Consider the following 13,872-nt stretch of genomic DNA (forward strand, 5'->3'; position numbering starts at 1 on the left):
CGTGGATGACATGGAACTGGCGCCTCGACTGACCTACAGTTCTTGAACGGAGGGGGACGTTTGCCCGAACTGCCACCCAGCGCGTATCCGGCCTTGTTCGAGCACACGCGAGACGGCGTGCTCGTCCTGGACCCGACCCTGCGGGTCGTGGCCGTGAACCGCGCCGCGGAGGCGCTGCTGGGGCCGCGCGACCTGCTGGTGGGGCAGCCCGTGGACCGCGTGCTGCCGGGCTGGACGCCCCCCCAGGTCTCCTCGCCGCATGACGCCTCCCCGGAGATGGAGGTCCCGCTGGGCCCCGTGCGCCCGGTGCGGGTGCAGGCGGTGCCGCAGGACGGCGGCTGGATGCTGCTCCTGCGGGGCCTGGACGCCGCGCAGGCGGCCGAGTCCATCCTCCGGCAGCAGAAGGAGTTCTTCGAGGCGGTGGTGCGCCACAGCCCGGTGGCCATCGTCACCATCAGCCGCGACTTCGAGGTGCTCAGCTGGAACCCGGCCGCGGAGCGCCTCTTCGGCTACACGCCGCAGGAGGCGCTGGGGCGCAACATCCTCAAGCTGGTGGCCAACGCGGACACCATCCGTCCCGAGGCCGAGGAGACGTCGCGCGAGGTGCTGAGCAAGGACCGCGTGCACGTCGTGACGAAGCGCGTGCGCAAGGACGGCACGGTGGTGGACGTGGAGCTGCGCGCGCTGCCGGTGACGGTGGCGGGCCAGTCCATGGGCTTCATCGCCATCTACCACGACGTCACCGACCTCCAGCGGGCGCGCCAGGCCGCCGAGGACGCCAACCAGGCCAAGAGCCTGTTCCTGGCCACCATAAGCCATGAGATCCGCACGCCGATGAACGCCATCATCGGCATGGCGGGGCTGCTCATGGACACGGCGCTCACGCCCGAGCAGCGCGACTTCGCGTCCACCATCCGCCAGAGCGGGGACGCGCTGCTGGGGCTGCTCAACGACATGCTGGACTTCTCCAAGATCGAAGCCGGCCGGGTCGAGCTGGAGCAGCAGCCCTTCAACCTGCGCCAGTGCGTGGAGTCCGTGCTGGACCTGCTCGCCATGCGCGCGAGCGAGAAGTCCCTGGACCTGGGCTACCACGTCACGGACGAGACGCCCGTCAGCGTGGTGGGCGACGGCGCGCGCCTGCGGCAGGTGCTGCTCAACCTGGTGGGCAACGCGGTGAAGTTCACCGAGCGCGGCGGGGTGTCCATCTCCGTGGACACGCCGCGCCAGCCGCTCGCGCCGGGCGGCCTCTTCGAGCTGCACTTCGCGGTGCAGGACACCGGCCTGGGCATCACCGAGGCCGCGCGCGCCGGCCTCTTCCAGCCCTTCAACCAGCTGGATGAATCCGTGTCGCGCCGCTACGGCGGCACGGGGCTGGGGCTGGCCATCAGCAAGCGGCTGGTGGAGGCCATGGGCGGGCGGCTCTGGATGGAGAGCGAGGGCGTGCCGGGCAAGGGCGCCACCTTCCACTTCACCTTCCAGGCGCGCGAGGCCCCCCGCGGCGCGGAGTCCCTGCGCCCGGACGCGCTGAAGCTGCACGGCCGGCGCGTGCTGGTGGTGGACGACAACGCCATCAACCGCAAGCTGCTGGGCCGCCAGCTGGCCGCGTGGGGCATGGCCCTGGTGGAGGTGGGCTCCGGCCAGGAGGCGCTGTCGAAGCTGGAGTCCGGGGCGCGCTTCGACCTGGCCATCCTGGACCACCGCATGCCGCTGATGGACGGCCCCACGCTGGCGGCGCACATCCGCCAGCAGCGCGACGCGCGCGAGCTGCCGCTCCTGCTGCTCACGTCCTACGATCAGCGCGACGCGCAGCCGCCCGGCCTGTTCACGGCGGTGCTGCCCCGGCCGGTGAAGGCGTCGCAGCTGCACGACGCGCTGATGACGTGCCTGGCCCAGGACCTCATCTCCGCCAGGCCGCTGCCCGCGGCGCCCGCGCCCGCCACGCGCGAGCGCTCCGTGTTCAACACGCGCCCCGGCGAGCAGATGCCGCTGCGCATCCTGCTGGTGGAGGACAACCCCACCAACCAGAAGCTGGCGCTGCTGGTGCTGGAGCGGCTGGGCTACCCGTCCGACACCGCGAACAACGGCCGCGAGGGGCTGGCCCTCCTCGGGCGCAACCGCTACGACGTCGTGCTGATGGACGTCCAGATGCCGGAGCTGGACGGCCTGGAGACGACGCGCCAGCTGCGCAAGGACATCCCCGTCAGCGAGCAGCCCTGGGTCATCGCCATGACGGCCAACGCGATGATGGCGGACCGGCGCGAGTGCCTGGACGCGGGCATGGACGACTTCCTCAGCAAGCCCATCCGCGTGGAGGAGCTCATCTCCGCGCTGCGCCGCGCCTGGGAGCGCCTGCCGCGCGAGCCCGGGGCCGCCCCCGTCGCCCGCGCCCCGGAGGCCCCCGGCCCGGGCGCGCCGCGCATCCGGGGGCTGGAGGCGGGCGCGCTGGACCGGCTGTGGCAGTCCCTGGACGGGCAGGTGGAGCGGATGCTCCCGGAGCTCGTGGACACCGCGCTGGAGAGCATGCCCCGGCTGATGGACGACGCGCGGGGGGCGCTCGCGCGCGGCGAGCTGGAGAACCTGGCGCGGGCCGCGCACACGCTCAAGTCCAACGCGGCCTACTTCGGCGCGGCCATGCTGGAGTCGCTGTGCTGGGACATCGAGCAGCGCGCGGACGCCCGGGTGCTGGAGGGGCTGGAGGGGCTCATCGCCCACTGCCAGGAGGCCCTGGACGAGAGCCGCCGGCTCCTGGAGCAGCTCAAGGGCACCGTGGTCTCCCGGGCCGCGGGCTGACGCTCGTTCAGACCCGCTGGGGCGCGTTCGGGTCGCTGATGGCCAGCGGCTGACGCTGCCCGTCCTTCGCGACGAGGCTCGCGGTGAGGGCGAAGTCCGGCCCCATCCGCAGCTCCAGCGTGGTGGGGCCCGGGTGGGCCACGCGCCAGTCGGGCTCGATGCGCACGGTGCCCAGGAGCTCGCGCTCCACGGTGGTGCGGTCCAGCGCCTCGAAGAGGGCCACCGGCACGGGCCCCGGCCAGGGCGGCAGCTCCAGGTCCACGGTGCGCGTGCCGGGCACGGGCGTGTTGGCGGGGAGCACCTCGTGCTGGCCGCCGCCGGGCACCATGGCGCCAATGGGCATGGGCACCACGTCCGACAGGCCGCTGATGCCGCGCGCCAGGTTGCGCCCGAGGATGGCCGCGCCCACGGCCACGCCCAGCTCCGGGTGCACCTCCTTGTCCGACGACAGCTTCTTGAAGTGGGCCAGGCGCTCGCGGATGGCCGGCATGCGCGTCTGGCCGCCCACCAGCACCAGCTCGTCGATGGCGTCCGGCCGCAGGCCCGCCTTCTCCAGCACGTCGTCGCACGCGGCGGCGGTGCGCTCGATGAGCTGGAACACCATGGCCTCCATCCGCTCGCGGGTGAGCGTGACGTTGAAGTCCACGAAGGCGCCGTCCTTCTGGGTGATGCAGGGGATGCGGATGGGGACGGAGGGCGCGCTGGAGAGCGCCATCTTCGCGGACTCGGCGGCGAACACCAGGCGCTGCATGACGACCTTGTTGCCGCGCAGGTCGATGCCCTGCTCCCGCTGGAAGTCGTCCACCAGCGCCTCCACGATGGCCTCGTCGAAGTTGGCGCCGCCGAGGAACGCGTCGCCGCCGGTGGCCAGCACCTTCACCACGCGGTTCTGCACGGACATCAGGGTGACGTCGAAGGTGCCGCCGCCCAGGTCGAACACCATCACCGTCTGCTCGGGGTTGCGCAGGTTGGCGTAGTAGAGCGCCGCGGCGGTGGGCTCGTTGACGATGGCGCGCACGCGCAGGCCCGCCTTCTCCGCGGCGCGGCGGATGGCCTCGCGCTGGCGGATGGTGGCGTGCGCGGGCACGGTGAGCACGCACTCCTCGAACCTCGCCCCGGCCGCGTGCGTGGCCAGCGTGTTCAGGTGCTTGAGGATGAAGTGCGCCACGTCGATGAGCGGCGTCACCTTCCCGTACACCTCCACCGCGGTGTAGCCGTCCGGGCCCTCCACCAGCTCGAAGGCGAAGCGGCCGCGGTGGCGGGACACGTACTCGGACTGGAAGCGGCGGCCCAGGAAGCGCTTGGCGCCGAAGATGGTGTGGCGCGGGTCGTCGATGATCTGCCGCCGCGCCGCCGGGCCGACGATGGCCTTGTCGCCCGCGTGGAACCACGCGATGGACGGCAGCGTGAGGCTCTTCTCCGCGATGGGCACCACGCGCAGCTTGTTCGCCCGGTCGAAGAAGGCCGCCGCGGTGTTGGTGGTCCCGAAGTCAATGCCGAGGATGGGGGCGGCGCTCGTGCTCATGAAGGGGGCCATCCTCGCACGTCCCGCCGCGCCGGGGCACCCGGCACGACGTGGACCCGGGGCGGGTGCCACTAGGAGTGTTCCAGGACGACACCCTCCACCACCCGGGCCACATCCACGCACCGGTCCAGGGCCGTCTCCAGCAGGTCGTAGACCCCCTTCCACTTCATGACCATGAAGGGCGGCAGGTCGCCGCGGAAGAGGCGGCCCAGGCCCGCGCCCAGCACCGCGTCCGCCTGGCCGCGCAGCCGCCGGAGCGCTTCACACCCGGTGAGGATGCGCTCGGGCTGCTTGATGACGCGAAGGCGCGTCACCACGTCGCGGACCTGCTCGGCGCACAGCACGAGCAGCCGCGACAGCTCGGTGGCCTCGGGCAGGCACTCCGGCAGCTCGTAGGTGTGCAGGCGCGCCGCCGTGGCGTGCGCGAAGTCGAGCACCTCGTCGATGCGGGACACGAGCGCGTGGATGTGGATGCGCTCGAAGGGCGTGATGAGCTCGCGGTGGAGCCGGGTGAAGGCGGCCTTCGCCGCCGCGTCGCCCCGGTGCTCCACGGCCTGGAGCGCCCGGACGCGGTCGCCCACGTCCCGGTAGTCGCTGAGGAGCGCATGCAAGAGGCGCGTGCCCTCCAGCGTGGTGGCGCACTGCGCGTCGAAGTCGTCGAAGAAGCCGTCCGACCTTGGCATCAGTCGCTGCAACATGAGGGGCTCCAGGCGCGGTGGGGGAGGGGGCTACTCGGGGTCGATGGAGGCGCCGCGCACGCCGGGCAGCGCGCCGCGCAGCTTCTCCAGGAGGAGGAAGGTGTCGGTGCGCTCCGGCACGGCCAGCTCCACCACGGCGGTGCCGCCCGGGAGGGCGCTGGCCTGCTCCAGGGTGAGCACGCGCGAGTCGGGATGCAGCTGGCGCAAGGGAGGCAGGGCCGCGCCCAGGTCCTCCACGTCCAGGGAGACCCTCAGCCGCTGCGGGTGGCGCTGGAGGGTGGAGTCCAGCGCCAGCAGCACCGTCCCGAAGAACAGCGTGGCGCACACGGCGATGGGGAAGGCCCCCAGGCCGCAGGCCATGCCCACGCCAATCATCACGAACATCACCGCCGCGTCGCGCGAGTCCTTGATGCCCGAGCGGAAGCGGATGAAGCCGCCCAGGCCCACCAGCCCGAAGGCGCGCGACATGCTGTCGCCAATCACCGTGGTCATCACCGCCCCGGCGATGGCGATGAGCAGCTGGGTGTGCATGGTCTCCTGCGCCATCACCGGCGCGCGCGGCATCCACCGCCGCCACGGCCGGAAGGCCAGCAGCGCCCCCAGCACCAGCGCGAAGCCCAGCCGCTCCAGCACCTCCAGGAGCGGCAATCCGTGCGCGGACGCCTGCGCGCCCGCGGTGAAGACATCATGCGACGCCATGGCGAGGCTCCTCGTGCACCAGGGATGCCGCCCGCGCCGCCTGGCGCAGGAGGGCGAAGTCGTGGGGGTGGCGCTCCAGCAGCTCCAGCGTGAGGGCCGCGCCCCGCGCCGTCGCGGCGAGGACCCCCAGGCTCTTCACGGTGGCGGAGGGCCAGGTGTCCGCGAGCACCGCGCGCAGATGCCACGCGGCGGGCACGTCCATGCCGGTCAGCGAGTCCAGCACCTCCTCGCACGTCACGCCGAACGTCTCGCGCAGCGTCCACGCGGCGGGCACGTCCAGCCCCGCGAGCGAGCCGATGACCGCCTTGGGCGCGCGCGCCGCGTGCTGCTCACGCAGGGCCCAGGCGCGGGGGCTGTCCAGCCCCTCCAGCGAGCGCAGCACGGCGTCCGGCGCCACGGCCATCGCGCGCTCGCGCCACGCCCACGCCCGCTCGCTGTCCACGCCCCGGAGCGAGCGGCACAGCGCCCGCGCCACGCCCTCGTCCGCGAAGGCCGCGTCGCCGCCGCGCGAGGACAGCCAGCGCCAGCGCTCGCTCCAGGCGCGCTCGGAGTCCAGGCCCGAGAGGGAGACCACCACCGGCTCCGGCGCGGCGTGTGACAGCCGGTCGCGCATGAGCCAGGCACGCTCGGAGTCCAGGCCCATGAGCGACGCGGCCACGGCCTCCGGGGCCCGCGCCTCCCACCGCTCGCGCAGGCGCCAGGCCTCGGGCGCGTCGCTGGCGGCCTCGGTGAGGGAGGCGAGCACCTGCTCGGGCGCGGCGCCCTCCAGCCGGTGGCGCCACTCCCAGGCGGCCGGGTGGGTGAGGCCGGAGAGCCCGTGGGCGATGAGCTCCGGGCACCGCTCCGCCAGCAGCGCGCGGCGCGCCTCGACGTCCGGGCCCTCCATGCCGGCGAGGAACCACGCGGCGAGGCCCGGCTCGTCCACGGCCCAGCCATCCAGCCGCGCCAGGAACCGGCCGCGCGCCTCCGGCAGCGAGCGCGCCGGGGCGGGGGGGCGCGCCAGGCCCTCGTGAGGGAGGGGCGCCTCACCGCGCCGGACGCGCAGCACGCCCTCCACCAGCCGGGTCACCTGTTCGTCCAGGGGGACGTCGGTGTTCTCGATGACGCTCCAGCGCTCCGGGCTCGCGGCGGCCAGGGCGCGGTAGCCGGCGCGCAGGCGGGCCTGGAGGCCCGTGCCGGTGAGCCCCTTGCGCGACGGCGTGGAGCGGTCCTTCGCCAGCAGCTTGGACGCGCGGCGGCGGGCGCGGGCGATGGCGGGGTCCACGTCGATGAGGAAGACGCGGTCCGGCTGGAGGCCGCGCTGGCAGGTGTCCAGCACGGCGCGGACCTCCGCCTCCGGGAGGCCCCGGCCGAAGCGGGCCAGCACCTCCGCGGTGTAGAGGAAGCGGTCGGCGATGACGACGTCGTGCTCCGCCAGCGCCGGCCGCGTCACCTCCTCCAGCAGCTGCGCCTCGCGCGCCGCGTACAGCAGCAGCTCCGCCACGGGGGTGAGCGCCAGGTGCAGCGGGTCGCGCGTGAAGCGCCGCAGCCCCTCCGACACGGGCGAGGCCAGCCGCCCGTCCTCGCGCACGTGGCGCACGGTGAGCCCGGCCCGGCGCAGCTCGCGCGCCACGCGGTTGGACAGCGTCGTCTTGCCCGACCCGTCGATTCCCTCGAACACGATGAACATCAGAAGGAGACCTCCATCTGCAACAGCACGGCCTTGCGCGAGGCCAGGTTGTCCTCCAGCGCCGTGACGGCGGCGGGCACCGCGTCACCGGCCTTGCGCACCTCCGCCTGGGCCTGGAGGCGCCAGTGGCGGAACTGGCCGACGTTCAGGCCCGCGGCGCCCTCCCACACCAGGTCCTGGTGGAGCGTGCGGTCCGGATCCAGCGCGGACAGCATCACGAAGGGCTCCACGAACAGCGCGCCTGACGTCCCACCGCCGATGCGCCAGCCGCTCAAGGCCCGCGCGGTGAGGAAGGGGCCCTCCAGGCCGGTGAGCAGCTCGGTGCGGCCCGCCAGCACCTCGCCCCAGGTGCGCAGCGCGCCGCGCCCCACGGGCAGCTCGTGCTGGACGTCCAGCCCCGCCGTCCAGCCCGTGTGCGAGCCCCCGTCGATGGCGCCCGCGGGCTGGAGCAGCGCGGACGCGCCCAGCTCCACGGTGCCCAGCCTGAGCGTGCCCCGGAAGGCGGGCACCACGCCCAGCCCCTTGGCCAGGTCCACCTTGCCGGTGTCATGGCCCGTCTGCCACACGCCCGCGCGCAGCTTCAGGTCCACCGCGCAGCCCTTGCACTTCCACTCCAGCTGGGCGCCGGGCCTGCGACCGCTGAGCACCAGCGCGTCGCGCAGCACGTCCCGCAAGAGGCCCCGTCGCGCGAGCGGCAGCGACCGGGACGACTCCAGCTCGATGAGCGACAGGGGGACCTTGAACTGGCCCGCGCGGATGGCGAAGCCGTGGGGCAGGTCCAGCCAGGCGTAGGCGTCCTTCAGGCCGTCCTGCACGTCGAACTCGACCACCGCCTTGAGCTTCTTCTTGAAGCGGTAGGTGGCCTCCAGGCGCGTCGCCGGCAGGGACAGCCGTCCGGACCAGACCTTGTCCGGGCGCGAGTCCACCGTCTCCCGCACCGACAGCCGGCCACCCACTTCGATGACGCCGGAGCCGGTGGGGAGCCGCACGGTGGGAGGCGGCGCATCCGACCCCGTCTCGTTGTCTGGAGGAGGTGGCAAGGGCTCGGCGGCGGGCGGCGGCTCCGGCAGCGTCCGCGAGGAGGACGGAGCCCCCACGCCCTCGGCGGGTGCGGCCGTGGTGGGCGCGGAAGCGGGCTCCGAGGGCACGCGGGCCGGCGGCCTCGCGCCGTCCTCCGTGAACACTGGCGGGGGGGCGGTGTCCTCCGAAGCGGCGGGGGGAAGCGAGCTGACGGCCTCCCGCGCGTTGGCGGAGGCGCAGAGCAGCATCGATGTCAGCAGCAGCCCGCGCGCGGGCATGGCACGGCCAGAAGGGGGGCGGAGTCTCGGTGGCACGGGAGGGGGGCTTCCTTCGGGGGATTCACTTCGTGGGACGCGCGTCCTCCAGGAGCGCGCGCATGCCCTGCTCGAACTTCGAGGCGGCTGTCTCATGCGACGACAGCCCCCACAGCGCTTCCTCCAGCCAGGAGGGAGCGTCGCGCTTCCACTTCACCTCGACGACCGTCGAGGGCGGTGCCCGGCCCAGCAGCCGCGTGGGGGCCGCGAGCGCCGCGGCCGGGGGCGTGTCCGGCGGCAGCGCGAACACCAGCCCTTCATCCAGCGTGATGCGCACGTCGCGGGAGACCGTGGCCAGCGTGGTGCGCTGGTACCAGGCGGTGACCCAGGGCCGCACCGGCGAGAGGCTCGCCTGCCGCAAGAGCCGCGCGGCGGCGCCGTCCACCGGCAGGAGCTGGCCGGTGAGCACCGCGCGGGCCTCCGCCTCCGTGACGGGGAGGCGGACCTTGGTGCGCCGCTCGCCGTGGTTGCGCTTGAGCTCCAGGAAGCGCGTCCCCGTCAGCACCGGCGCCTCCGAGGGGTGGGCCGCGCCCGCGTACTCCCGCAGGCGCAGCCGCTCCGCCTGGCCCGAGTGGCACGTGCCCAGGAAGTCCAGGCCGTCGGTGTCCAGGTAGGTCGTGCGCGTGTAGGCCACGGGGAGGTCCGGGGCGTAGAGGTGGCGGGACGTCCAGCCCTGGATGGCACTCAGGAAGGACGCCAGCGCCTCGCGCGGCGGTTGGAAGCGCCGCTCCCGGTCCTGCTCCGCGGCGGGCGCGGACCTGTCCGCGTCCTGCACACGGGCCGTCGCGGTCATGGGCTCGTACCGAAGGCCGCGCGCACCTCGGCCTGCCGCTTCGTCGCGAAGTCCACCAGGCCGTTGGCCCCGGTGAGCGCGTCCTGGAACGCCTGCGGGCTGCTCAGGAACGTGAAGCCCGCCTGCTCCGCGTTCTCGCCCACCACCCACGGGGTGATGAGCGCGTGCTCCTCGCGGAAGCGCGCCTCCAGCGGCCCCGGGGCGAGCAGGCCGTCCACCGCCTCCAGCGCGTACTTCTCGTAGACGGGCCGGTAGACGGGGTCGTCCATCAGGTAGCGGATGAGCGGCCAGGTCGCGTCCACGGACTCCTGCGACAGCGACGTGGCGCGCATGCCGTCCTGGAACGACCGGTCATGGTCCCACGTCACCCAGTGCAGCCGGCCGTTCTCCCCCGGGTGCGAATACAGCAGGTAGTTGTGGGCCATGGCGCCATACGCGTCCCAGTTCTCGATGACGGTGTTGTAGGCCAGCCACTTGAGGAAGCCGTCCACGTCCAGCGTGGCCTCCAGCCGCGTGCGCCACGCGACGGAGTCCGCGCGGTCCGAGTTGAGCGCGGTGATGAGCGCCTGCACGCTGCCCCAGCCCGCCTTCTCCGCCGCCTTGTTGTCCGGCTCGAACGAGGCCTCGTCGAAGCTCTGGAGCCGCGCGCCGGTGCCGTCCGCCTCGTAGAGCGGGCCGCTGTCGTCGCCGAAGAAGCGCTCGAGCAGCGGGTCGCCGGGGTCCTCCGCCAGCGTGTAGAGGCCCCAGTATCGAGGTCCGTCGCCGTGGTCCAGGTAGACGGCGGCGAACGCGGTGTAGCTGGCCGGGACGCCCGCCTCGCGGAACAGGTCCGTGGCCACCTTGTTGCGGAGGAGCGACGCGTCCGCCACCGCGTTGGACAGCGACAGCTTGCCGAAGCCGTAGAAGTGCTGGCCCTCGATTTCAGGGTGCGCGTCCTCGAACTTGTCGAAGTTGAAGCGCAGCGGCAGCTTGCCCACGCCGCTCCGCCACCCCTGGGACAGCGACGAGTTGCCCTTGTAGCGCAGCCCCACGTAGTTCCACGTCTTGCCCTCGAACTTCACCGTCGCGGGCACGTACACCGGCGTGTTGGGGATGAGGTCGCCTCCGCCGCCACCCGCGCCGCCGCCTGGATCAAACCCGCCGCCGTCGGGAGGCCCGCCAGGGCCGCCGCCACCACCCCCGCCCACCGTCGGGAGGCACGCGAGCGCGCCGCCCATGGGAGACGTGGAGCAGGTGCTGGTGAAGGTGTTTCCGTTGAACGTCGCGGTGCAGGCCTCGCCGGACGCCTTGCCTACGCAGGCCGCCTCGAACTCCGCGGGGAAGCCGCCTCCGCCACCGCCGCCCATGCCACCATCGGGCGGGCCACCCATGCCCCCGCCGATACCTCCGCCCGCGCCGAACTCGCCGAGCATGGACGTCATGTCGTCCTGCATCGTCGCCCAGTCCTCCGGCGTGACGACGATGTCCAGGCGCTGCACCTGCCCCTGGGGGAAGACGACGTCATAGGCCGGTGGCGCGTGCTTCCCGTGGGAGGCGTCGGTCCAGGTGTCGGGGCGGTCGCTGCCACAGGCGGTGAGGGCGAAGGCCAACAACGCGAAGGCGCCGGACAGGCGCGGACGAGGCAAGGCCATGAGGAGTCCCTTCTCGGGTGCGGGGGAGCACGGCCACGGCGGAACGGGGGCTCCGCCGTGGCACTGCGATTCCGGACCTTGAAGGGTGGGTGTGACTTCTTCGTTACGCGGATGTGACGGATTGTTTCCAGGAATGTGACTGGACTTCCCTTGAGACGTCCGAGGCGGCTCAGGTCCTGGGCGGCGTGTTGTAGCCGGCGTCGCCGTAGGGCTTCAGGCGCTCCAGCCACATCTCCTCCAGCACCTTCAGCTCCTCCGCGGGCGGAGGGCCGCCGGGCTCCTCGCGGGGCTTGAGCCTGTCCAGCACCTCGAAGGAGAAGGCCGCCTCGCCGTAGCGCTCCCAGTCCGCCTGGAGCTCGGGGACGCGGTGCATGCGCTGGGCGAACTCGAACCGGATGCGGTTGAACATCGCCGTCAGGTTGAGCGCGTGGCCCACGAACAGCTTGCCGTTGGCGTGGCAGCGGATGGCGTAGATGCCCATGGGCACTTCCGCCTCCTTGTATGCGCGCTTGCGTTCCGCGCGTTCCGCGCGCGAGTCGTCACCGGCCGACATGGGGGCCTCCGTAGCCTCGCGCGACGAGCTTCGCCTCCAGCCGGTCCTTCGCGGCGGCGTCGCGAGGGCGCACCCAGTCGCGGCCCATCCGTTCCCAGTCCGCGTCCCGCGGGTCGATGCCCAGCGCCTGGAGGAAGTCGGCCTCGCAGACGAAGCACTGCGTCCGGAAGGGGAAGAGGAACCCCCCCTGCGATTCCAAGGAGCGAGCGGCGCCCTCGTAGGAGGAGAACCACCGGTTGAGGAACACGCTCTGGCCCTTCTGGAAGAGGGCGCGCGTGTCCAGGCGCCCCTCGCGGGCCTCCAGGGCCTGCTTCAGGTCCGTCCAGGTGGCGTGGCCCGCTTCGCGCGCGACCACGGAGAGCCCGTGCTTGTGCTTCACGCTGTCCCGGCGCGCGAGCACCTCGCCCAGGGACAGGGCCGCGAAGAAGGGCAGGGCGCGCATCCGCTCCGCGGCGCGCGTGGCGCGGGCGGTGTCGGGCGAGTCCAGGTCCTTGAGCAGCAGGGACGCGCGGACCTTGTATTCATGAAGCGTGACGGGGAGGGTGCTGCCGGTTCCCATGACGAATCCTCCGGTGCTGGCCCTCACCCGTTGGGGGACCGTGGAAGGACTTCATCGGGAGTCTGGCGACAGCGGGTGAAGCGAGGGTGACGTCGTCTTTCCGGGTGGCGGGCGCCCCTCGGCACCCGTGGGGCCAATAGACCAGCGCCTCCCCCGGGCGTCAACGCGGCCGTGGGCCCGCGGGCAGGGGGGCGCCCCATGGCTCGGCGCCCACTCGACGCCGAGCGCGCGAAGGGCTCCCTGCGCTGCGCCCGGGAGAGCGCGCCAGCTATGCTCTGGCCTGATGCCCGAACGCGCACGAACAGCTCCCGCCACGCCCCCCCTCTCCGACTCCGGGATGGATGTCGAGCGGGTCCTGGAAGGAGGGGCGGAGGTCATCTCCGGGGCGCTGCGCCCGTATGCGGAGATGGAGGCCGTGCTGTCGGCCCGGGGCTGGAAGCGCCGGTTCCTGAAGCAGCCGGAGCGGGTGTCCGCGCTGGTGGCCGGCGCTCCAGGCGTGCGGGAGGTGCTGGAGCGTGTGCGTCGCCGCGCGGAGGTGGAGGGGTGGACCGAGGACACGCCCGTCCTGCGGCAGGCCCGCGCCCTCTCCCAGCAACTCGAGCGGCTCACCCGGCTCGCGCGGCAGCGGCTGGACACGTTGACGGTCGCGCCTCCGGGCGTGGTCCTCGAGGAGGCGCTGACGCGGCTGGAGGCATTGCTTCGCCAGCCTGTCAGCAAGGCGCTGAAGGAGGGCGAGGTGCTGGTCTTCGTGCCCGAGATCAACCGTTCGAAGCAGCCCGGCCCGGGCGTGGCCGGCACGAACATTCCCTCCCGCTATTTGCTGCTGGTGCCGCTGGGCGCCCTGCTCGGGTTCCTCCTCCTGGTCTCGGGGCTCCCCGGGGCCAAGACCCTGGGAATCGCCTTCCTGGGGCTCTTCCTCGGCGGCATCCTGCTGTGGAACCTGCTGCGCTTCGGCGAGGTGCGGCTCACCAGCGAGCGGGTGCTCTGGAATCCCTTGATCGGTGAGGCGCAGGCGGTGCGCCTGGACTCGATCGCGGATGACGGCGTCCGCCTGGACCTGGGCCAGTTCGACCTGGTGGTGACGGGGGACCGCCGGCTGCGCGCGCGCGGCGTGCAGGATGCCCTGGGGCTGCTGCTCATGCTGGAGCTGCACCGGCAGCCGCCCCTGCTCGGCGCGGCGCGGTCCGGCGTCCGGTTGGAGGATGTCGCCCTCCTCCCCGCGAAGGTGGGGGACGTCGAGGGGGTCTGCGTCCTGCGTCCCCGGACGCTGGCGTTCATCCCCGACGGGCGCGGCCCGCAGGTGCTCCAGGCCGTCACCAGAAAGCCCACGTCGCTGAGGGGCTTCGAGCCGGACCGGGTGTTGGAGGCGCTGCGCTGGCTGCCCGCGGAGGAGTTCGACGCCTGTATCTCCCGAGTGGTGGCCGCCACGCGGGGAGCGGGGAGCCTGACCTGGGCCGTGGGAGATGCGCACTTCGTCCCGGGGCTGCCGCTGTGGATGGCCATCCGGATCAAGCACGGCGAGCAGGTGATGCTCGCCCGGGCGGAGTGGCGCTACCTGGCCGCCGCCGAGCGGCTCCTCCAGGGCTGGAGGCGGCGCCCCACGCCTCCGTCGCAAGATTGA

General features: G+C 73.1%; 11 protein-coding genes. 2 read left to right on the forward strand and 9 right to left on the reverse strand.

Annotated elements, in window-relative coordinates:
• Positions 1-60 precede the first annotated feature (60 nt).
• Complete coding sequence (locus U8525_RS12185; protein WP_374264992.1) at positions 61-2,790, forward strand: response regulator; 2,730 nt, start codon at positions 61-63, stop codon at positions 2,788-2,790.
• Between the two features lie 7 nt (positions 2,791-2,797).
• Here the strand turns inward: U8525_RS12185 and U8525_RS12190 are convergent, their stop codons facing one another.
• The 9 genes from U8525_RS12190 to U8525_RS12230 all read right to left on the reverse strand — a co-directional run bounded on the left by U8525_RS12190 (position 2,798) and on the right by U8525_RS12230 (position 12,251).
• Positions 2,798-4,315: an Hsp70 family protein gene (locus U8525_RS12190; RefSeq protein WP_374264994.1), complete on the reverse strand. Its 1,518-nt coding sequence runs from the start codon at positions 4,313-4,315 to the stop codon at positions 2,798-2,800.
• 71 nt (positions 4,316-4,386) lie between these two features.
• Positions 4,387-5,013: a DUF47 domain-containing protein gene (locus tag U8525_RS12195; RefSeq protein ID WP_374264996.1), complete on the reverse strand. Its 627-nt coding sequence runs from the start codon at positions 5,011-5,013 to the stop codon at positions 4,387-4,389.
• Between the two features lie 30 nt (positions 5,014-5,043).
• Positions 5,044-5,712 carry a DUF4956 domain-containing protein gene (locus U8525_RS12200; RefSeq protein ID WP_374264998.1) on the reverse strand — a complete coding sequence of 223 codons (669 nt, stop codon included), beginning with the start codon at positions 5,710-5,712 and terminating at the stop codon, positions 5,044-5,046.
• Positions 5,699-7,381 carry a dTMP kinase gene (gene tmk, locus U8525_RS12205; protein WP_374265000.1) on the reverse strand — a complete coding sequence of 561 codons (1,683 nt, stop codon included), beginning with the start codon at positions 7,379-7,381 and terminating at the stop codon, positions 5,699-5,701. Before tmk ends, U8525_RS12200 begins: the two co-directional genes overlap by 14 nt.
• The gene (locus U8525_RS12210) at positions 7,381-8,679 is read right to left on the reverse strand and encodes a porin (RefSeq protein WP_374265002.1); all 1,299 of its coding nucleotides are present in this window, start codon (positions 8,677-8,679) and stop codon (positions 7,381-7,383) included. Before U8525_RS12210 ends, tmk begins: the two co-directional genes overlap by 1 nt.
• 61 nt (positions 8,680-8,740) lie before the next feature.
• Complete coding sequence (locus U8525_RS12215; protein ID WP_374265004.1) at positions 8,741-9,508, reverse strand: VTC domain-containing protein; 768 nt, start codon at positions 9,506-9,508, stop codon at positions 8,741-8,743.
• A complete protein-coding gene (locus tag U8525_RS12220) occupies positions 9,505-11,139 on the reverse strand; it encodes a CotH kinase family protein (RefSeq protein WP_374265006.1) in 1,635 nt (544 codons plus the stop codon). Before U8525_RS12220 ends, U8525_RS12215 begins: the two co-directional genes overlap by 4 nt.
• Before the next feature lie 169 nt (positions 11,140-11,308).
• Positions 11,309-11,692, reverse strand: coding sequence for a GIY-YIG nuclease family protein (locus tag U8525_RS12225; protein WP_374265008.1), 384 nt, complete (start codon positions 11,690-11,692; stop codon positions 11,309-11,311).
• Positions 11,679-12,251 (reverse strand): hypothetical protein, encoded by a 573-nt coding sequence (locus U8525_RS12230; RefSeq protein WP_374265010.1) that lies wholly within the window; start codon positions 12,249-12,251, stop codon positions 11,679-11,681. The genes U8525_RS12225 and U8525_RS12230 overlap by 14 nt, the downstream gene beginning before the upstream one ends.
• Before the next feature lie 337 nt (positions 12,252-12,588).
• On the opposite strand from U8525_RS12230, the gene U8525_RS12235 reads away from it, so the two are divergent.
• Entirely contained in the window at positions 12,589-13,872 is a 1,284-nt protein-coding gene (locus tag U8525_RS12235) for a hypothetical protein (protein ID WP_374265012.1), read from the forward strand.

Source organism: Corallococcus sp. RDP092CA, assembly GCF_041903675.1.
GTDB lineage: Bacteria > Myxococcota > Myxococcia > Myxococcales > Myxococcaceae > Corallococcus.